The organism is Acidobacteriota bacterium, assembly GCA_026707545.1.
Classification (GTDB): Bacteria; Acidobacteriota; Thermoanaerobaculia; order Multivoradales; family Multivoraceae; genus Multivorans.
The window spans coordinates 2,250,710-2,269,761 of the sequence record JAPOWR010000001.1 but is presented as its reverse complement, the minus strand read 5'-3'; the positions used below and the strand labels follow the sequence as shown (position 1 = coordinate 2,269,761).

Annotated in this window: 17 protein-coding genes; 3 read left to right on the top strand and 14 right to left on the bottom strand. The window is 69.1% G+C overall.

All coding sequences use genetic code 11. From position 1 onward, the window contains the following. Nucleotides 1–5: 5 nt before the first annotated feature. From OXG83_08970 to OXG83_08950, 5 genes are read right to left on the bottom strand one after another with little or no spacing between them, the layout of a single operon-like run. Nucleotides 6–860, bottom strand: a complete 855-nt coding sequence (locus OXG83_08970) for a GNAT family N-acetyltransferase (GenBank protein ID MCY3965158.1) — start codon at nt 858–860, stop codon at nt 6–8. Next, nucleotides 857–1,639: a hypothetical protein gene (locus OXG83_08965; GenBank protein ID MCY3965157.1), complete on the bottom strand. Its 783-nt coding sequence runs from the start codon at nt 1,637–1,639 to the stop codon at nt 857–859. Before OXG83_08965 ends, OXG83_08970 begins: the two co-directional genes overlap by 4 nt. Next, entirely contained in the window at nt 1,636–2,706 is a 1,071-nt protein-coding gene (locus OXG83_08960; GenBank protein ID MCY3965156.1) for a ferric reductase-like transmembrane domain-containing protein, read from the bottom strand. The genes OXG83_08965 and OXG83_08960 overlap by 4 nt, the downstream gene beginning before the upstream one ends. Continuing rightward, nucleotides 2,703–2,906: a hypothetical protein gene (locus OXG83_08955; GenBank protein ID MCY3965155.1), complete on the bottom strand. Its 204-nt coding sequence runs from the start codon at nt 2,904–2,906 to the stop codon at nt 2,703–2,705. Before OXG83_08955 ends, OXG83_08960 begins: the two co-directional genes overlap by 4 nt. Further along, nucleotides 2,903–3,181 carry a hypothetical protein gene (locus tag OXG83_08950; protein MCY3965154.1) on the bottom strand — a complete coding sequence of 93 codons (279 nt, stop codon included), beginning with the start codon at nt 3,179–3,181 and terminating at the stop codon, nt 2,903–2,905. The genes OXG83_08955 and OXG83_08950 overlap by 4 nt, the downstream gene beginning before the upstream one ends. A gap of 190 nt (nt 3,182–3,371) precedes the next feature. Here OXG83_08950 and OXG83_08945 point away from each other — a divergent pair, with 190 nt between their 5' ends. Next, the gene (locus OXG83_08945) at nt 3,372–4,505 is read left to right on the top strand and encodes an amidohydrolase family protein (GenBank protein ID MCY3965153.1); all 1,134 of its coding nucleotides are present in this window, start codon (nt 3,372–3,374) and stop codon (nt 4,503–4,505) included. Between the two features lie 10 nt (nt 4,506–4,515). On the opposite strand, the gene OXG83_08940 is transcribed toward OXG83_08945, so the two are convergent. Then, a complete protein-coding gene (locus tag OXG83_08940; GenBank protein ID MCY3965152.1) occupies nt 4,516–5,712 on the bottom strand; it encodes a pectin acetylesterase-family hydrolase in 1,197 nt (398 codons plus the stop codon). Between the two features lie 29 nt (nt 5,713–5,741). Continuing rightward, nucleotides 5,742–6,635 (bottom strand): TIGR03620 family F420-dependent LLM class oxidoreductase, encoded by an 894-nt coding sequence (locus tag OXG83_08935; GenBank protein ID MCY3965151.1) that lies wholly within the window; start codon nt 6,633–6,635, stop codon nt 5,742–5,744. Between the two features lie 70 nt (nt 6,636–6,705). Between OXG83_08935 and ccsA the strand changes: the two genes are divergently transcribed. Both ccsA and OXG83_08925 read left to right on the top strand, forming a co-directional pair. Continuing rightward, complete coding sequence (ccsA, locus tag OXG83_08930; GenBank protein MCY3965150.1) at nt 6,706–7,413, top strand: cytochrome c biogenesis protein CcsA; 708 nt, start codon at nt 6,706–6,708, stop codon at nt 7,411–7,413. 52 nt (nt 7,414–7,465) lie between these two features. Then, a complete protein-coding gene (locus tag OXG83_08925) occupies nt 7,466–8,245 on the top strand; it encodes an enoyl-CoA hydratase/isomerase family protein (GenBank protein ID MCY3965149.1) in 780 nt (259 codons plus the stop codon). Here OXG83_08925 and OXG83_08920 read toward each other — a convergent pair. The 7 genes from OXG83_08920 to OXG83_08890 are packed head-to-tail and all read right to left on the bottom strand — an operon-like array spanning nt 8,229 to nt 19,018. Next, complete coding sequence (locus tag OXG83_08920; GenBank protein ID MCY3965148.1) at nt 8,229–8,954, bottom strand: PEBP family protein; 726 nt, start codon at nt 8,952–8,954, stop codon at nt 8,229–8,231. The two genes, OXG83_08925 and OXG83_08920, sit on opposite strands and share 17 nt — an antisense overlap. 43 nt (nt 8,955–8,997) lie before the next feature. Continuing rightward, complete coding sequence (locus OXG83_08915; protein MCY3965147.1) at nt 8,998–11,064, bottom strand: pyrroloquinoline quinone-dependent dehydrogenase; 2,067 nt, start codon at nt 11,062–11,064, stop codon at nt 8,998–9,000. Between the two features lie 25 nt (nt 11,065–11,089). Beyond that, nucleotides 11,090–12,520, bottom strand: coding sequence for a DUF3526 domain-containing protein (locus OXG83_08910; protein ID MCY3965146.1), 1,431 nt, complete (start codon nt 12,518–12,520; stop codon nt 11,090–11,092). Further along, entirely contained in the window at nt 12,521–13,933 is a 1,413-nt protein-coding gene (locus tag OXG83_08905) for a DUF3526 domain-containing protein (protein MCY3965145.1), read from the bottom strand. It abuts the gene before it with no gap. After that, nucleotides 13,930–14,688, bottom strand: a complete 759-nt coding sequence (locus OXG83_08900; protein ID MCY3965144.1) for an ABC transporter ATP-binding protein — start codon at nt 14,686–14,688, stop codon at nt 13,930–13,932. The genes OXG83_08905 and OXG83_08900 overlap by 4 nt, the downstream gene beginning before the upstream one ends. Further along, nucleotides 14,685–18,122: an ABC transporter permease gene (locus OXG83_08895; protein ID MCY3965143.1), complete on the bottom strand. Its 3,438-nt coding sequence runs from the start codon at nt 18,120–18,122 to the stop codon at nt 14,685–14,687. The genes OXG83_08900 and OXG83_08895 overlap by 4 nt, the downstream gene beginning before the upstream one ends. Beyond that, nucleotides 18,119–19,018 carry an ABC transporter ATP-binding protein gene (locus OXG83_08890; protein ID MCY3965142.1) on the bottom strand — a complete coding sequence of 300 codons (900 nt, stop codon included), beginning with the start codon at nt 19,016–19,018 and terminating at the stop codon, nt 18,119–18,121. Before OXG83_08890 ends, OXG83_08895 begins: the two co-directional genes overlap by 4 nt. Nucleotides 19,019–19,052 lie beyond the last annotated feature (34 nt).

Sequence of the window (19,052 nt, the reverse complement as noted above, 5' to 3'; positions counted from 1 at the left end):
CCGTTCTACGTGGCGGCCGGTGTCGCCGAAGCCGGCGGCGGGACTTCGCCGAGTCCGAAGATCAGCCGGATGCGCCGGCTGAGGGTGGCCGTGTCCATCAGGACCAGGTAGTCGATCGTCTTGAAGTCGCGGTCGATGGCCGGCCGGCTGCAGACCAGGGCGCCGTAGCGCAGGTAGGTCGCGAAGAGGGGCGGTATCTCGACCTTCGGACCTTCCTCGACGATCTCGGACGGCGCCTCGCAGCGGGCATGCTCGAGGACCGGTACGTCGAGGTCGGGCCGGACCTTGCCCGCCCCGACGAGCTGCCGGTAGAGCCGGATGCCGGCCGCCTGATCCTGGCTGGTCAGGGAGCAGCAACCGAACAGGTAGCGCAGCCGGTTGTGGACTATGTAGCGGGCCAGGCCCTGCCAGAGCAGGAACAGAACGGTCCGTTTCCGGTGCCGGCGGTGGATGCAGGCGCGGCCGATCTCGACCGACTGGTCGAGTACGCCTCCGGGCAGGGCGTCCAGGTCGTACTCGGTGGCCGAGTAGAAGCCGATGCCGCGAGCCGCCATGGCGGCCGTCTGCATCCGGTACGTGCCGATCATGGTGCCGTCCGTCCGTTCGACCAGCATGTGGTGGCAACTCGAGTCGAAGTCGTCCGTGTCGCGGCCGGTGGCGAAGGAGTCGTCGAGGCCCTCGCCGAGTTCCAGGTTGAAGACCTTGAAGCGCAGCGCCAGCAGCCGGTCGATGTCGGCGGCGGTGCGGGCGAAGCGGAGCCGGTAGCTGCCTGCCTCGATTCGACCCTCAGGCAAGGCTTCGGGGCTGGGGATGGCCGGGGACTCGGCGTCCCCGGAGAGAAGGCTGGCCGTTTCGGTCATGAGCCGGTCCGCGTCGTGGCGCGAATCGCCTCGGCGCCGAAGATCGTGAGGAACAGGCGGTCGTCTTCGCGCCGGAGCAGTCCGGTGATCTCGACAGGGTGGCCCACCCAGTCGAGCACTTCCGGGCCGGCGGGTCGGCCGGAGGCGTGCAGGAGATGAACCAGTTGCCGCTCTCCGCTCATCGTGCGGACCAGCAGTGCCGCGGGTATGCCGCCGCGGATGCAGAGGGAGGCGCAATCGCGGTGAGGCTTGCCGCGACCGGGCTTCATCGCGCCCAGGTAGCACTTCGTGTCGACGATCTCACCGATGAGGGTCTGCGAGTCTCCCGGAGGGTCGGACGCTTCCTCAGCAGCGGCGACGGTGACCTGGTCCGACATCACGAAGGAGTGCACTTCGAGCATCGTCGCCTCCGGGTTCCGTATCAGTGTGCCGGACAGCTCGATGTCCCTGGGCGGCGCGGGCGACCAGGGCCATCTCGACGGTTCGTCCACCTCGAGTTCGCGCTTGCCCACGCCCACCAGCAGGTAGCCGTCCGCTGGTCCGTCCGCCGTGATCAGCCGGGGATGGGGATCGACGACCAGTTCGCCGGAGTAGTCGCGCACGGTGCCGTACTCGAACACTCCCTCGTCGAACCGCTCGAGGAGTAGCGCCAGACCGAGTCCGATCGCCGCGGCCAGGGCGATCAGCCCGACGGCCAGCCGGCGCGCGAACCGGCGGATGCCAGGGGGCGCCTCGTCGAGGTAGCCGACGTAGAGCTCGTCATGGCGGTCGTCGGTCACGCAGGTTCTCCGGCGCCGGCCGCAGCGTCGATCCGGGCCGGTTCGACGCGGGTTCCAGGCGGGTTCGGTCGGGGATCAACCAGCACCCGACCGTCCGCGACACGGACGTTGAAAGTCGGAATCGTCTCGGTGAACGGCGGCGGCGAGCAGCCGTCCTCGGGACGGTACTGGTAGCCGTGCCAGGGGCAGGTGATGCAGCCGTCGATGACCCGGCCTTCGCCCAGCGGGCCGTTCTGGTGCTGGCAGACGTTGGAGACGGCCGCGATCCGCTCGCCGCCGTCGGCGCGATAGCGGAACACGGCTACTCGCTCACCGCTGAGGAGGAAGATCAGCGCCCGGTCGAGTGGAATGTCGGCGATGGCGCAGACGTCGACCGTGGAGCCCTCCGCCGCGGCGGCCGGCGTCGGAGCGCGTTCGCGCCAGCCGGCTACGAGGTGCAACGAGGCGATGCCGACGAAGCCGATTCCCAGCAGAATGGCCAGCACCGGCGGTCGCTCCGGGGCCTGCAGGCTGCCCAGCGCGACGTGCACGAGGATCAGTCCGTACGCGACGTAGACCAGCATGTGGAGCGACTTCCAGACCGGCGCGGTCAGGTTCGCGAGCCAGAAGTCGTGCGAGGTCGCCGCCAGCAGGAACAGGATGACGAGCGCCGCCAGGCCGAGCGCCTGGAACGGGAACTGGGTCAGGCTGTCGTAGTTTCCGTTGCTCGCCAGCACGCTGACCAGTGGATTGAAGACCCCGAGGCCGTGGAACTGGACGATCGAGAACCCGCCGTGGGCGAGAGCCAGCAGGAACGCGCAAACGCCGAGGTGCCGGCGGTTGTAGAGCAGGGGCAGGAACCGCGGGTCGAGCCGGCAAAGCGGTCCGATGGCGAGCACGACGTGAAGCACCAGCAGGGCGCCGGCGCCGAAACCGCGGATCAGGAGGGTCTCGATCGTCGCCTGTGGCCGGATCGAGATGCCGATGCCCACGAAAAGGCCCAGGAAGATCACCACGCCCACGGCGATCGTCAGGTCGTAGAGCTTCTTGTTGCGGTTCCAGAGGACCGCCTGGTACTCCGCGCTCACGGATCTTCGTTCCGCGCTGGTTCGGTTTCATCTTGCGCGTGAGCCTCGACGCCAACCGCCGCCACCTCACGCGGTTCGGAAAGAGCGTCCACGAGCGGCGGCTCGGGACGAAAGAGGACCGCGGCGGCGACGAGGACCGCCAGGATGGGGAACAGCACCGTCCAGATCAGCCGGTGACGCCGCCGCAGGCCGCGGATCACCCGGACTCCTGCCTCGGTCGACCGGTGGCCGCATCGCGATGAGCGTTGCGCTCCGAAGGCGGCAATCGGCCGGCAAGCCACCTCCGCAGCAGGACGGGCCAGAGCACGGCGACGCCTGGGACAATGATGAGCCGGAAGCCGAGTCCGGCCGATCGTGCTGAGGGATCGACGCGGCCGACTCCGCGCCAGGCGAAGAAGGGAGCGAAGACCAGCCCACAGGCGATGTACACGGTGCAAAGCAGCACGACGACCTCGGCGGCGCGCACGATGGACATCGCGGGGAGTATACGCGTGCGATGTGACAAACCTGCCGTAGACTCCGACCGCATCGACCAAGGGCTTGCGCCGTGGAACGCTACGTGTGAGTCGAGGCGCAAGCCCTTGGGAGAGGACGGGATGGGCCGAAACGCCGAGCCTGCGAGGAGTTTCGGGGCGCTAGCAACCAGGAACCCGAGGGAAGAGAACATGCCGGTCACATATCGCTCGAACGCGTCGATTTCGGTCGCTAGTCCGACTTCGTTTCTGCTCGCCTCCCTCTTGCTCGTGGCGGCGCTGCCGGCCGCCGCTCAGGACATGACCGTGGAGGCCTACGAGCCGCGTTCGACGCTCAAGGTGCCGGGCGGTCCGGTGACGCGCGCGAAGTTCCCCTTCGTCGACGCTCACGGCCACCTGCGGGGCGGCGATCCGGCCCGGATCGACCAGATGGTCAAGGAAATGGACAAGATGAACATGGCCGTGTTCGTCAACCTGAGCGGCGGCTCGGGCGAGGGTCTCAAGGCGAACCTCGCCGCGACGAAGGGCCGCTACCCGAACCGGTTCGTCGTCTACGCGAACGTCGACTTCTCCGGCATCGGCGAGCCGGGCTGGGGCGAGGCGGCCGCGGCGCAGCTCGAGGCGGACTTTCATGCCGGCGCGCAGGGGCTCAAGATCTACAAGAACCTCAGCATGTTCCAGACCGACGTCGACGGCAACCGGGTGGCGGCCGACGATCGGCGCATCGACCCGGTGTGGGCGATGGCGGGCGAGCTCGGCATCCCCGTCCTGATCCACGTCGGCGAGCCGTCGCCGTTCTGGGACCCGTGGGACGAGCACAACGAGCGCTGGCTGGAACTCAAGCAGTTCCCGAACCGGCGCCGCGACGACGCGACCCGTTTCGCCCCGTTCGACCAGACGATGGAGGAGCAGCACAACCTGTTCCGCAATCACCCGAACACGACGTTCATCAACGCCCATCTCGGCTGGTTCGGCAACGACCTGGGACGGCTCGGCAAGCTGCTCGACGAACTGCCGAACGTCTACACGGAGCTCGGCGCGGTTCTCGCCGAACTCGGCCGCCAGCCGATAACGGGCGCGGCCTTCATGGAGAAGTACCAGGACCGCGTCCTGATGGGCAAGGACTCTTGGGATCCGATCGACGGGTACCACGTCTACTTCCGCGTGCTGGAGACGCGGGACGAGTACTTCGACTACTACCGCAAGCGCCACGCCCACTGGAAGATGTACGGGCTCGGCCTGTCGGACGAGGTACTCGAGAAGGTCTACTTCCGCAACGCGCTGAAGATCATCCCCGGCCTCGACCGGAGCCTCTTCCCGGACTAGGCCCGCCGCGCTAGGGCCCGGTCGCTTCGCCGGCCTCCATGGCAGCTGGCTCCGGTGAACCGGTGCAGTCGCCGCAGTGGACGTCGTCGACCGCTTCGCCGGCGGCGAGCGACGCGACCCAGTCACGGATCTTCACGCCGTCCGACTCGTACGTGTAGAACTGGGGCCGCAGCATGATCGTGTGCAACTCGCCCGCCGCGATGTAGCTCCGGTAGTTGTCCTGGCCCTCGAGCGCCGCGTCGATGTCGGCCTCGTTCGCGTCGAGCAGCGGCTGCAGACCGCCACTGACATCGGTGCCGGCGATCTCCAGGAACTGAATCTGGACGTCGTCTTCCGCGGTGTCGTAGCGCGTGAACATCGCCTCGGGGTGGGCCTTGGCGGCCTGGATGTACAGCGCCTCGAACGAGAAGCTGTCGCTGTCAACCTCGTTCATGTTCTCGAAGTGGGAGAGAGCGGCCAGGGTTCCCCAGGATTCGTGCGGCCTGCTGTCGGTGAGGTTGCGATAGCCGCCGGCGCCGTCGCCGAGGGCGGTCACGCGGGCGTCGGGATAGTTCTCCGCGAAGTGGCGGGCGTAGACCGGCGAGGGAATCGAACCGGCACTCGAACCGGTGATGAAGACGGTCTCGGGGCCCAGGAAGTGCTCGTAGGTCCAGTCGAGAGCCGCCCGGCCGTTCGTGTAGCCGCGGTGGTGAATCGTCACCTGGCGGGCCGGTTCCTCCTCGGTCGCCGGGACTTCGTAGGCCGTGTCCCGGTCGCCGATGTGGACATCGCCGGTGCAGTAGGGCACGAACACGAAGCTGTGGTCGGCGAACGGATTCTCGGGGTGGTTGAAGGCGGCGATGCCGTGGGCCGCGCCTTCCTCGGGTTCCGTGCCGCTCGGAGAGCGCATCTCCTCGATGGCGGTCATCGTGTAGGTCGGCCGGCCCTGCGGGTCGCAGGTCTGAGCGTTCCAGCAGCCGCCCCCGCCCTGGAGGTAGAACACGAGCTGGGTCGGATCGGCCTTGCGGACGAAGAACCGGAAGGGCGAGCCGTCGGAGCAGGTCGTGCTCCCGCCCGGAGTGATCGTGTTCCAGCCTTCGGCGAGATCGGCGAGGGGCGCCTCGAGGTCGACCGGTTCCGGGGCTTCCTCGGCCGGCGCGCAGGCGATTGCGGCCAGCGCGAGGAGGGCGGCGGTGACGATGGCGGTGGCGGAGGGTCGGTTCTTCACGGTCGTCTCCTTCGTTGAGATCACGAGTCCTAGCGGCCCGGGGCTAGGGTCGCCAGGGCGTCGAGGTCCGCTCCGGGCTTGCCGTCGGGGCGGAAGGCCTGGATGCAGACGTGATCGGCGCCGGCGTCCCAGTGGGCCTGGATGCGTTCACGGATCTGATCTTCCGTGCCCCAGGCGACCAGGGCGTCGACCAGGCGGTCGCTGGCCTGGAACTCCTGCCAGTCGTCCTCGGTGTAGCCCAGTTCGAGCAGGCTGTTCTGGTAGTTCGGGGCTCGCAGGTAGACGTAGAGGTTGGCGCGGCCGATCTTGCGGGCCGCCTCGGCGTCCGTGGTCAGGATCACCTTCTGCTCGGGGCAGAGGAGCGGCCCGTCGCCCATGATCTCGCGGGCCCTTCGCGTGTGCTCGGGCGTCACCAGGTAGGGATGGGCGCCGTCGGCGCCAGTGGCGGCGAGCTTCAGCATCAGCGGCCGCAGCGCGGCGATCACGATCGGCGCTTCCTGTTCGGGTTCGGGGCCGCGGTAGAAGGCCTTGCCGACCGCCTCGAGGTACTCGCGCATCTTCGGCACCGGCGGCTTGTACTCGTGTCCGCGCAGGTGGGTGACCAGGTGCGGGTGGGAGACGCCGAGGCCGAGGACGAAGCGGCCCGGCAGCATCTCGGACAGCGTCTTGTGGACCGCCTTCGTCGTCATCGCGTCACGGGCGTAGATGTTCGCGATGCCCGTCGCGTGGGTGATTCGCTCGGTGCGGGCGCCAAGGTAGGCGACTAGAGCGAACGGGTCGCGGCCGATCGCCTCGGGAGTCCACAGCGCGCCATAACCCTGGGCTTCGATGGCGGCCGCGAACTCGGCCGCTTGGGACGCCGAGAAACCGTCGAGACCGGTCCATACGCCCAGCCTGCCGAGGATGTTTGTGGAATCCGCCATCGTTCGAAGCCCTCCGCCTGGAATCGAGCGCCGACCGTATCAAGGTGTCCGGTGCTAACGTCCCCGCGCGATGACGACCGCGACCTCCAAGCGCGCCTGGGCCTGGGAGCACTGGTTCGGACTCGTCGGTCTGGCCTTGCTCGTGGCGGGCGTCTACCTCGGCCTCTTCGTGGCGCCCAGGGAGCGCTTCATGGGCGACGTCTACCGCATCCTCTACGTTCACGTGCCGCTGCAGTGGAACGCGCTGGTCTGCTTTTGCGGTGCCGGCTTCGTGGGCGCCGCCTGGCTGTGGAAACGCAAGGCCTGGATCGACGGCATGCTCGTCGGCGTGATCGAGGTGGGCGTCGTCCTCGAGACGGCGGGGCTGCTCTCAGGGATCGTCTGGGCCAAGCCGACATGGGGGGTCTACTGGGCCTGGGATCCACGGCTGACCTTCACGTTCGTCATGTGGTTGACCTTCCTCGGCGTACTGGCGTTGCGCCGCTTCGCCGAAGAGCACCGGCGCGCGCCCTGGACGGCGGCGGCGAGCATCGTCGCTTCGGTCAACGCGCCTCTCGTCTACTTCTCGGTCAACTGGTGGCGGAGCATCCACCAGATGCAGTCGTCGCCGGAGACGGTGCATACGACGATGATCCTGCCGCTCAGGCTCAACGCGATCGCCTTATTCCTCGTTTGCGTCTGGTTCGTGGCGCGCCGCGCCCGGCTCTCTCTGGCGCGGCGGCAGGCCGAGGCGACCGCGCCGCCACCACGCATCGAGCCGGTACGGGGCGGAGCCTGAGCGCCCGCCGCGCCCCGCACAGTTTGACCAAGGGCAGATCGGGAGATCATCCATGACCGTGACGAACTACGAGCAAATCCTGGTCGAGGACCGGGGCCGTACCCGCATCCTCACGTTGAACCGGCCGGACAAGCTGAATGCCTGGACCCGGCAGATGAACCTCGAGCTGGTCGACGCGATCGAAGCCGCCAACGACGACCCGGATCTGGCGGCCATCGTCGTCACCGGGGCGGGACGCGGGTTCTGCGCGGGCGCCGACATCGGAGCGCAGTTCAAGGCCCGGCTCGACGGCGGCGAGGCCGGGGCGGAGGCCGACCGCAGGCCGCCCCGCCCCTGGGTGGAACTGGTGCGGGAGTCGAAGCCGATGATCGCCGCGATCAACGGCGTCGCCGTCGGTGTGGGGATCACGCTGGCTCTGCCCTTCGATGTCATCGTGCTCTCGGAGCGCGCCCGCGTCGGCATGTTCTTCGTGCGGATGGGGCTGGTGCCGGAGCTCTGCTCCTCGCATTTCCTGGTGCAGCGGGTCGGCTGGGCGAAGGCGAGCGAGATGTGCCTGACCGGTCGTCTCTACGACGCCTCGGAACTCGAGGCGATGGGTTTCGCGAACGCCGTCGTGCCGCACGACGAGACGCTGGATCGAGCGCTCGAGATGGCCGCCCGGATCGGCGAGAACGCCGACAGCTCGCTGCGCGCCATCAAGCGATTGCTGACGAAGAACGGCTCATCGCATGATCTCGACGAGATCCACCGCCGTGAAATCGAAGAACTCCAGGCGGCCTACCAGAGCGACGCTCACCGCGACGCCGTCGCCGCGTTCATGGCGAGGCGTTAGGCCGAACGACTCGCGTCGGGGGTTGCTGCACCGTCAGGCGACAGAGCAGCGTGTTCTGCGTCTCGAGGTCGGCCGACCAGATCAGGCGCGCGTCGTCCCACCAGTCGATCGCGTCGTAGCCGCCCTTCGGCCTGACCGCCGCCGCGCTGTGCTCGACGGCTGACGGCCATTCGGTGTCGTCGAATCCTGGCTCCCGCCAGCCCTCGGGTTCGGCCATCGCCGTGAACTGGCAAGGGCCGACGCCGGGCGCCGGGTCGGCCTCGTCTTCGCAGGCGCGATCGAGCGGCGCCTCGTGGATCACCAGGCATCGCCAGGCGGAGTCGGTCATCGCGACCGGCTCCCCCGTTTCAGCGTCCGTGAACTGCGCGATGAGTCCGCCGTCTCCCATCTGCTGGTTGCCGCGGCCGATGTACTCCAGGCCCGTGTCGTTCTCCTTGAAGTCCTTGGCGACGAAGTTGAGTTGCAAGGGGTAGTCGGCGTTGAAGACGAAGGCCTCGGCGTTGAACGACCGCTCCGTCGTGATCGGCACGGAATCCTCGACGATCAGCCGGTCGCCCAGGTAGAAGGCGAACCAGTTGTCCGCCCAGACCTCGCCCTTGATGGAGGAGGTTCCCGGACCGTCGACGACCGCGGCCTCGGGCGGCGTGCCGTCGCTGCCGCAGCCGGCCAGGCCGGCGACCAGAATCGTGAAGCTGAGAGCGTTTTTCATAACTGTCAGGACGCTCCGACGGGACGGTGTGTTTCGGGAAGCGTCAAGGCAGCGCGAACGCCATCAGCTCCGGTACGCCGTCCGTCTCGCGCCTGCCGGCGACCGTCAGCGCGATGTACTGCCTGCCCTCCCAGAGGTAGGTCATCGGCGTGCCGAGCCCGCGCGCCGGCAGCGGCACCTCGGCGACCACGTCGCCAGTCCGCTTGTCCCGGGCGACGAGGCGGTTGCCGCCGTCGTCCTCCGGGGCGTGCTGGCCGTGGATCAGCAGCGTCTTCGTCAGCAGCGGTCCGGTGTAGGTGTCGCCGCCGAGCGGGGGCAGGTCGAGGTCCACAAGAAGCGGGTGGTTGCGCAGCGTGTCGTTGTTGCCGAGCGGCTTCATCCACACGTGCTCGCCGGTGAAGAGGTCGATCGCGGTCATCCGCGTGTACGGGGGCTTGAACAGCGGCAGACCTTCCGGCATCGCGGGACGCCGGCCGCGGCCGCCGTGGGTGTAGCGGAGCGTGCCGCCTTCCAGAGGATCGGGCGTGTAGAAGGTGACCATGCTGAACGCGTTCCGCGACGGCACGTAGAGCCAGCCGGTTTCCGGATCGACCGCGGCGCCGTACCAGTTCGCGCCGCCTCCGGCAGACGGCCGGAAGATTGTTCCCCGCTTGCCTCCGGGCTCGGGCAGGGACGGCGGCGTGTAGAGCGGACCGATCCGGTAGTCCTCGATCACGTCGAGAGCCATCTGCCTGATTTCGGGCGTGAAGTCGGCCAGGTCGTCTTCCGTCACGCCCTGGTACTCGAAGGCCGCCGGCTTCGTCGGGAAGGGCTGGGTCGGCGCCGCGGTGTCGCCGGGCATCGTCGCCGGGGGCACGGGGCGGTCCTCGATCTCCCAGACCGGCTGGCCCGTCACGCGGTCGAAGACGTAGAGGAAGCCCTGCTTGCTGACCTGGGCGACGATCTGTCGGGGGCCGGCTCCGTCTCGACCCGGGAGGTCGATGAGCGTCGGTGCGGCCGGGAAGTCGTAGTCCCAGAGGCCGTGGCGGACGGCCTGGAAGTGCCAGAGCTTCTCGCCCGTCTCGACATCGACCGCGACCAGGCTCTCCGAGTAGAGGTTGTCGCCCGGCCGGTGGCCACCGTAGAAGTCGTTCGTGGCGGTGCCGGTCGGCAGGTAGACGATGCCGTTCTCGTTGTCGCCGGAGAGCATCGTCCAGACGTTCGCGTTGCCCGAGTAGCGCCAGGACTCGTCCTCCCAGGTCTCCACGCCTTCGTCGCCCTCCTGGGGCACGGTGCGGAACACCCAGCGGAGTTCGCCGGTGCGCGCGTCCCAGCCACGCACCCAGCCGGGGATCGACTCCTTCGTGATCCGGCGGTCGGCGATCGAGGCGCCGGTGACGACGACGTCCCGGACGACGACCGGCGGCGACTGCATCGAGTAGAGCAAAGCGTTCAGGTAGTCCCGCTCGCCGCGATTCGCGCGTGGCAGGTTCTTCATCAGGTCGACGCGCCCGCCGTCGCCGAAGTCCTCGTTCGGGCGGCCGGTACGGGCGTCGACCGAGAGCAGGTAGCCGTCGCCCGTGCCCCAGTAGACGCGGCTGTCCGCGTCGTCGCCCTCTTCTCCGTTCGTCCAGTAAGCGACGCCGCGCTGGTTCCAGACGACGGTCATCGTCGTCGTGCCGCTCTCGTAGCTCTTTGGGTTGTACGCCCAGACCGTCCGGCCCGTGCCGGGGTCGACCGCGGCGCCGATCGAGATCGGCGTGTTCAGGAACAGCAGCCCCTCCTGCATCAGCGGCGTGGCCTTCAGGTTGCGGATGTACGGAGCGCGGCCTGCGCGCCAGAGCAGCGGATCGTCGTCCTTCAGCCGGCTGAAGATGACGTCGCTGCCGGCGTACCACTCGCCGCCCGCCTCCGACTTGCTGAGGAATCCGTCGACCGACCGCCAGCGCCAGGCGACCTCGAGTTCGCCGAAGTTCGCGGCGTCGATCTGATCGAGCGGCGAGTACTTGGTCGACCCTACGTCACCGCCGTAGCTCGGCCACTCACCGGCCGGGGCGCCGCGTTGGGCGGTCGCGGGCGCGGCGAGCAGCAGGGCTGACAGGCCGCCGGCGGCGATCATCGTTCTGGGCATTTCGGCTGTGCATCGTATCCCTCGCTCAGTCCGCGCCTCGCACCCGGCCGAGTCCGACTCCCGCGGCCGCGCTCACCAGCGCGAGGAGTCCGCCCAGGACGGCGAGCGGCGCAGTCGCGCGGCGGGCGACATCGCTGATTCCTTCGTCGGCGAAGCCAAACCTCGGCACGTTGGCAAGGACGCCGGCGTTCATCTGCTCGTCGGCGAGGACTGCGGGTACGAAGAACTCCCGCCACTGCTCGGCGAACTCTCTCACCTGGGACTGAAAGTGGGCGAAGCGCGCGTCACCCGTCCCCGCGGCGTCGAGGAGGACTTCCTGCGCCAGGAGCGCCGGCGACAGGAAGCGATAGCGGCGCACCAGGGCGATCTGTTCGGCGCGGCGTGCATCGTGTTCCGCCGTGACTTCCTCCAGGCGCCTGTTGACGGCATCTGTGGCGGCCCAGGAGAGCGCGCCCAGGCCGGGCTCGTCGGCGACCACGCCTTCGGCCATCTCCGGATGGTCTTCCAGGTAGCGGGCGAGCAACTCGCTTCGCCGGTTCACGGCGTCGTTCGATGCCTCGCGCTGAGCCGTGATCATCTCGACACGCGACGGCAATGGGTGCAGCAGGCCGGCCGCGGCGTTGATCGCTGCCGGCAGCACCACCACGAGCACCAGCCACGCGCCCACGAGGACCGTCGCGTTCCAGGCCGAGGATCGGCGCAGGGTGTTGACCCACGCCGCGAGCACGAACCAGAAGAGCGAGTAGGTGACGACCGTGAAGCTCCAGAGGAAAATCCGGTCGGGCGAACCGAAGCCTCCGGTAGCCAGGGCGCCGAGCAGCGAGACGCCAAGCACGGTCCCCACGACCAGAAGCGCCCGGAAAGCGAGCTTGACGGTCACGACGTTGCGGGCCGACACGGGTTGCGAGAGGGTCAACGCCAGCGTCCCCTGCTCGCGCTCCTCCGAGAGGACGTTGAAGCTGAGGGCCAGAACGAGCAGCGGCAGCAGGTAAACCACCGCGAAGGCGAGGTCGAACCGTCCGACCATCAGGTTGAGCGGGTTCTCGACCTCGCCGTTCTGGTGAAACGACGATTCGTTGGTGTAGACGTTGACGTCGTAGTAGTAGGGAAGGAGGTCGCTCTGTCCGATCGCAAGGGCCGTCAGAGGGCCCGGCGCCAGCACGGCGGTCTGGCTGCCTGAGGGGCCGCCGAGCACGAGGGGCGAGCGCGGGTCGGCGAAGGGCGAAGACGGCTGGCCGCCGGCTTCGATGGCTTCCAGTTCCTGTTCCAGGGCGCTCGCGCGCTCGACGTTGCCGCTCGTCGTGGCCTCCACGGTGCGTTCCTGGAACCGCAGCCAGACGACCCCGTTCGTCAGCGCGTAGCCGAGCAGGACGACGAAGAGCCCGAGGGCGATCTTGAGCGGCCGATCGGCCATCAGCAGACGCCACTCGTTCCTCAGGACGGTTCGCGCCGTCACCTAGGAGACCTCCGCCCGCCGGACCTGAGCGGACGCGAACAGGACGGCGCCCGCCAGCCACGCGCCGAGCACGGCAAGCGACAGGATCCGGTTGCCCAGCACCCAGCCCAGGGGCGGGGCTTCGTACTCCAGCGGAGGCACGGATTCCCAGAGCTCGGCGCCCGCGGCGTACGAGAAGTCGCCGGTCAGGGAGTTCTCGGTCATGTCGCCGTTCATCTGCCGCATCAGATCGCGGCGGTACGTCTCCGCGGCTTCGGCGAAGTGCCTGTGCTGCTCGACATCCGTTCCGGCCAACCCCATCGAGAGCGTGCGAACCGCGATCGACGGGGCCGCAGCCGCCAGGGCTTCCTGCAGGAGGCCCTGACGCCTGAAGGTGTCCCACAACGCGCCGTAGTTGCGGTCGAAGATCCGATTGCCGAACTCCTCGCTCTCCTGCAGATAAGCGCCGACCGCGTTGATGGGCAGGTCCTCGACCCGTTCCACTCCATACTCGGCGAGCAGACGCTCGGTCGACTCGGCGCGGTCCGGACGGGAGATGGCGTCGGTGCCCGTGGCCATCTCGCTCTCCACGGTACGGGCGAACTCGAAGGCGGAGGGCGTCGGGTAGAGCCACTTCGACAGGTCCACCGCGACGCGCGGCGCCACGAGCCCATTGACCACCCACACGGCCAGCATGAACACCAGCGCGGTTCGCGCCGACTTCGCCCTCGCGGACACGGCGAGAGACAGCGCCAGGAAGGCGACGAAGTAGGCCAGGTAGACGCAGGCCAGGACGACGCCTCTTGCCAGCGGCGATGCCACCGGACCCGGGTTCGCAACGGCCAGGGCCGCCGCCCCTGCAAGGGCCGCCGGCACCAGCAGCAGCGCCAGCGCACCGGAAGTGCCCAGCGCCTTGCCCAGGGCCAGCTCCCTCCAGCCGACGCCGGTGGCCAGCAGTTGGCGCAGCGTTCCCCGTTCGCGCTCGCTGGCGAAGGCGCCGAACGTCAACAGGATGATCAGCAGGGGCACGAGATGCTGCAGCACCTGTGCCGCCGTCAGAGCCCCTATCCTCTGCGCCGCCGTTGCATCCTGGGCCGGACGCAACAGGAAGTCGTTCTGCCGGTGCGCCTCCAGCCACACCGACGTACCGGTGAAGGGGTCCACGCCTTCGTCGACAAAGGACAGCGCCAGGCGGGGCTTGAAGGCATAGACGCCGTAGTGCGCCGCCGAATGAGGGTTCTTCTCGCCCTGCGTCTCCCAGTGCTCGCGAGCCGTGGCCTGCGCGGCCGCATGCTCCTCGTGTGCCTTCCGCGCTTGGACCCACCCATGGGCCAGCGAGACCAGCAGCAGCGACCCCACGAGAATCGCGCACCAGCGGAAGCGGCCGTCCCGGATCGTGTCGGTGAACTCCTTGCGGACGATGTGACGGATCATGGCGATGCTCCGTTGTCGCGTACGTGTTCGAGATAGATGCGCTCGAGGTCGGCATGGCCGATCTCGGCGGTGCTCAGCTCCGTGACCAGGCGTCCGTAGTGCATGATGCCCACTCGCGTGCCGGTGTCCTTTGCGCGAAACAGGTCGTGAGTCGCCATCAGCACGCCGACGCCGCGATTCCTGAGCCGCTCGACCAGCGCCGAAAACTCGCTCGAGGCCGTGGGGTCGAGACCGGACGTCGGTTCGTCCAGCAGCAGCGCGTCGGCTTCCTTGGCGATGGCGATCGCGATGCCGACCTTCTGGCGCATGCCCTTGGAGTAGGTGGAGACCCGTCGCCCGGTCGCTTCCCCGTCCAGGCCGGCTTCGACGAGAATCTCGACCAGTCGCTCCCGACCCAGCGATCCCTGGCCGCCCAACGCGGCGAAGTACTCGAGGTTCTCGATCCCGCTGAGGTTTCGATACAGCATCACCTGCTCCGGGATGTAGGCGACCCGGCGCTTGGACTCGCGGTCGTGAGTGGACACGTTCAGGCCGGACACGAGGGCCTGACCCGCCGAGGGCGCCACGAACCCGAGGAAGAGGTTGATCGTGGTGGTCTTCCCCGCGCCGTTGGGGCCGAGGAGGCAATAGACCTCTCCGGGCGCTATCGCCAGGTCCAGGGAGTCGAGGGCTCGCGTGTCGCCGTAGTCCTTGGACAGTCCGCGGGCTTCGAGAAGGGGCGTGGCCCCCGTGTTCGATTCGTGCGATTCGGTCATTCTCCTCCTCCTTCTCCGCGCCAGACGTTGTCGGTCGGCGAACGCTCGAACGACGGCCAGGCGTCGATGATCGTGAACGGCGCCTCGGGGTCGGCGGCCGTCGGGACCGGTCCGATCCGGTGGCGCTCCTCGCTGCCGTCCTCGTAGCGCTGGGTCACGTGGATGGGCACGGTGAGCGGTTCCCAACCGCCGTCCCGCCACAGCCAGCGTTGACCCTCGATCTCCACCGTTCGCCCGGACTCCGCGACCAGCACGTCGGAGGACGCGGGCGGTCCGAGCAGCGCGCGGGCGTCTTTTTCGCCGACCGCGGCCGCCAGGGCTTCGGGCAGCGCTCCGCCGGCGCGGACCGCGGCGATCACCTCGTCGATGGCCGCGACCGCTTCGGCCGGGCCGATGGACTCGACCCACGCCGCCGTGGCCAGGGGCGTGTAGTGACGAATCCACGGTACGTCGCCCGCGGCCTCGACGCTGATCGCGGGCGCATCGAGCGCGCCGAACGCCTCGATGACCTGACCACTGGCTCGGGAGTGCAGGGCCAGCCAGGCGTCCCTGCCGTCCGCGCGGCGCACGCACTCCATGCCGATCCAGCCCGACACGCCGACACGCAGCCAGTCCTCGCCGGGCTCCTTGCGCAGGCCGGCATCGTCCGCGAGCTGCCGCGCCGCAAGGGCAGCCGCGAGCGTCGCGCGTCGTCGCCAGTGGCCGAAGCCGTCGGCGGCGACGTCCCATCCCTCGTGCTCCGGCAGCCACAACAGCCCGCCGTGGAGCGCTGTCGCTCCCAGCTCACGGGGCGCCTGGAGCACGGCGCCGACGGCCGGAGCCCTTCCGAGCAGGCTGGCCACGCAGCTCCGCATCCCGGTCACGTCGTTCAGGACGACCTCGACATCGTTCGAACGCATCGAACCGTGGTACACGGCCACACCGTCCATGTTCGCTTCCAGGGGCTTTCGCGGCCACCAGGCGGCGGCGAAGTCGAGCGGGCCGCTGACCTGACCCGCGGTCGCCGTCCTCGCCTGTCGCGACGGGTCCGCGTCTTCGGTGGAGGCGAAACGAACCGTCCAGCTCCATTCGCCCGCGGGGGCCACTCCCATGGCGGGCGACAGCGCGTGGGCGTCGACGGCGGCGGGATCGTCCGGCAGCCCGTGTAGCTCGCGATCATGCGGCGCGCGCACCAGCCGGTCGGGATCGTGGCCGAGCGCCGGCAGGACATCGGCCGCGCGCAGCCAGACGCCCGATTCGTGCAGCCACCTGCTCTCGCCGTGGTCCGCCCAGCCCTCGTCGCGAACGGTCAGGTCGAGCTTCACGGTGCAGCCCTCCTCTCCAGTCCGGCCGCAGTCGTCGAGTTCAAGCGAGAACTGGTCGAGGGCGACCGTCACCGCCGCCTGTTCGCCGTCGACGGTCGCGCGCTGAATCTCCGCGCCGTCCGGAAGCGCTCCGTGAAGAAGCCCTGAGGCGGAGCGGACGCCGTCCAGACGCCACCGGGCGGTGGCCGTGCGCCCCGCGGGATCGACGTCGACGATCGCTTCGCCGCCGGCGGTCGAGAACGGGGTCGCCGACGCCCACCACCGCTTCTCCCACTCGGCGTCTTCCGCGGTCTCGCTGGCTTCGGACTGGTAGCCGCCCAGGGTGACGAACTGCTCGTACAGCACGGTGTGGGTGCCGAAGGCCAGGACGACGCCAGCCGCCGCCAGCACTCCCGCTCCACCCGGGACCCGGCCGAGAGCGGTTCGCCAGCGCAGGGGCACGGTCAGCGCGGTGCCTCGCGGCCACGCCAACCACGCCACGGCAAGGAGAACCACCACGATGGCCAGCTTGAACAGGTCGGCCGTCAGAATGTGGTTCATCCAGGGCCCCCAGCCGGCGAACTCGGACACTGTAGCGTGCGCCGGCACCCCGAACTCCGCCGGCGGATAGGTCGTGACGGCCAGTTCGTGGTTGACCACGATGATGAACGCGCAGATGACCGAGACGGCGTGCGCGGCTCCCGCGTGGCGAATCAGCGCATGCGCCAGCAGCACGACCGCGGCGACTTCCAGCAGCGCGGGCGCCAGCAGCAGGGCGAAGAACGGTGCCGGATTGGCGAGGCTGAAGGCGCCGGGAAGCGCCAATCCGGTGACGATCCACACCGCGACGAGGGGAGTCAGGGCGAAGGCGACTGTCAGGCAGAGCGACGCCAGCGCCCGTCCGACGACGCGTGTGCCGACCGGCGCCGAGGTTGCGTCGCTGATCTCGCTCCAGCCGGTGCGGTCGTCGCGGCGCGCCATGACGCCGACGAAGGCGGCCACCATGAAGACGACCACGAGGTAGAAGTACTCGATGATCATCCGCTCGACGAGTCCGGAGCGGGGCTGCAGCGGGCCGTCGGCGTGAAGGACGACGTGAACGAAGGCGCCGCCGACGCCCGTCGCCACCATCATGGCGAGGGCGAGTGGCGTGCCCCAGCCCCGGAACGAGAGTTTCAGGTGCCATGCCGCCTCGGTCCAGGTTGCCCGGAGCCAGGCCGGCGTGGCCGCGGGGCCCGGGGGAAGAGTGGACTCCGGCGGCGCTTTCGCTCGCGCTCCGCTCGCTTGCGACCTTCGCCGGCGCGTCGCCGGCGCCTTCTCGAGCGCTAGGCGTTCCCGGTTGACGCGGCGCAGCACGACCGCCAACAGGAGTAACGGCGGCAGCGTCCAGATCAGGCGGTTGACGAGCAGGGGCGGCGTCAGTTCGATGACGGCGACCGCCTTCTCGCGCGGCGTCATCAGGTTCGTCTGTTCCTCGATCTCGGCGAAGCCGGAGGCGTCGAGCAGGGTCGCGACCGCCGGGCTGGCGTCGCCGCCGCGAACGACGACCATGGCTACCATCCAGACCAGCATCAGCATGGCCGCGACCGCGAAGGGCCCCGCGATGCTACGGGTCCAGATCGCCGCGCACAGGAACAGCGCGCCGACTCCGGCCGCGGTCGGCAGGGTGAACAGCAGAAGCGAATGCGCCATCGCGAACCAGGGGTGCGGACCCACGGCGTCCGGCGGGATGATCCCCAGGGCGCCGAGCGCCGGAACCAGCCAGAAGCCGATGGCCGTCGCGACCGGAAGGAGGGTCGAGAGAGCCAGGGCGCCCAGGTAGCGGCCGAAGAGCAGCGCCGGCAGGGAAACAGGTGTAGACAGGACAACCTCGTGCAGGCTGGCGTTCCGGTCGCGCACCACGTTCAGGCCGAAGAGCCAGGCCCAGACGAAGAAGATCCAGACGGCCTGCCCGGCCATCATCAGGTAGATCACGTGGGGGCTGTTGCGGGGCACCTCGGTGGCGCCCATCTCACGCATGTAGTCCGCGTTGAGAATGACGATCAGCGCGTAGCCGATGAGCCCGGGGAAGACGATCGCCAGCAGCGGCCCGCGGCAGCCGGCCCGGAACTCCTGCCACGCCTGGGCGGCGACGAAACGCAGGGTGTTCACGCGACCCTCGCTTCCCGCCGCCCGCTGCCGTGCGCGATGGCGGCGTGGTACACGTCCTCCAGGCGGGGCGCCTGGGGTTCCCAGCGGTCGTCGGGGCGGGAAGACGCCTCGACGACAACCAGCGAGCCCGTGGGCTTCGCCGAGACGTGCAGGGCGTCCTCCGGCAGAGGCTCGCCGCGGGGAACCACGCGCGACCACAGGCGGCCTTCGAGCTCCGCGGCCAGGGACGCCGGCGTTCCTTCGGCGACGATCCGGCCCTGGTCGAGGATGGACAGCCGTTCGCACAGGCTCTCGACGTCGTCGACGATGTGGGTCGACAGCAGCACGACGTTGTCCGCCGCGATGTCGGCGAGCACCCGGTGAAAGCGGCTCCGTTCCGCCGGATCGAGGCCCGAGGTCGGTTCGTCGACGATCAGCAGGCGCGGATCCCCGGCGAGGGCGATCGCGATGCCGAAGCGGCGCAGCATGCCGCCGGAGTAGGTCGCGACGGCCCGGTCGGCGTCTTGGCTGAGATTCACCTGTTCCAGGAGTCCTGCTACCTCGCGCCGCCGCTCGGCGGCGTTCGTGCGCCCCTTGAGATTGGCGAAACGGTCCAGGAGTTGCCGGCCGGTGACCGTCGGGTAGGTCCCGATCTGCTGTGGCAGGTAGCCGAGGCGTCGCCGCAGGTAGTCCGGGTCCGCCAGGACGTCGACGCCGTCGAGCAGGATCGTGCCGCTGTCCGGCGCCTGCAGCGTGGCCAGAGTCCGCATCAGCGTGCTCTTGCCGGCGCCGTTCGGGCCGAGCAGGCCGTAGAGGCCCGGCTCGACCGTCAGGTCGACGTCTTCCAGCGCCCGGATGCCGCCCGGGTAGGTCTTGTTCAGGCCGGTGACTTCGAGGCCTTCGTTCTTCTGTGGCATGGGTTCTTCCCCGTTGGATGTTGCCGGCGCTCCG

What these genes read in the sequence shown, in the direction of transcription:
- OXG83_08890 (MCY3965142.1), bottom strand. Translation starts at nt 19,018, where the DNA reads ATGCCACAGAAGAACGAAGGCCTCGAAGTCACCGGCCTGAACAAGACC.
- OXG83_08915 (MCY3965147.1), bottom strand. Translation starts at nt 11,064, where the DNA reads ATGCCCAGAACGATGATCGCCGCCGGCGGCCTGTCAGCCCTGCTGCTC.
- OXG83_08945 (MCY3965153.1), top strand. Translation starts at nt 3,372, where the DNA reads ATGCCGGTCACATATCGCTCGAACGCGTCGATTTCGGTCGCTAGTCCG.
- OXG83_08900 (MCY3965144.1), bottom strand. Translation starts at nt 14,688, where the DNA reads ATGACCGAATCGCACGAATCGAACACGGGGGCCACGCCCCTTCTCGAA.
- OXG83_08925 (MCY3965149.1), top strand. Translation starts at nt 7,466, where the DNA reads ATGACCGTGACGAACTACGAGCAAATCCTGGTCGAGGACCGGGGCCGT.
- OXG83_08920 (MCY3965148.1), bottom strand. Translation starts at nt 8,954, where the DNA reads ATGAAAAACGCTCTCAGCTTCACGATTCTGGTCGCCGGCCTGGCCGGC.
- OXG83_08935 (MCY3965151.1), bottom strand. Translation starts at nt 6,635, where the DNA reads ATGGCGGATTCCACAAACATCCTCGGCAGGCTGGGCGTATGGACCGGT.
- OXG83_08970 (MCY3965158.1), bottom strand. Translation starts at nt 860, where the DNA reads ATGACCGAAACGGCCAGCCTTCTCTCCGGGGACGCCGAGTCCCCGGCC.
- ccsA (MCY3965150.1), top strand. Translation starts at nt 6,706, where the DNA reads ATGACGACCGCGACCTCCAAGCGCGCCTGGGCCTGGGAGCACTGGTTC.
- OXG83_08950 (MCY3965154.1), bottom strand. Translation starts at nt 3,181, where the DNA reads ATGTCCATCGTGCGCGCCGCCGAGGTCGTCGTGCTGCTTTGCACCGTG.
- OXG83_08905 (MCY3965145.1), bottom strand. Translation starts at nt 13,933, where the DNA reads ATGATCCGTCACATCGTCCGCAAGGAGTTCACCGACACGATCCGGGAC.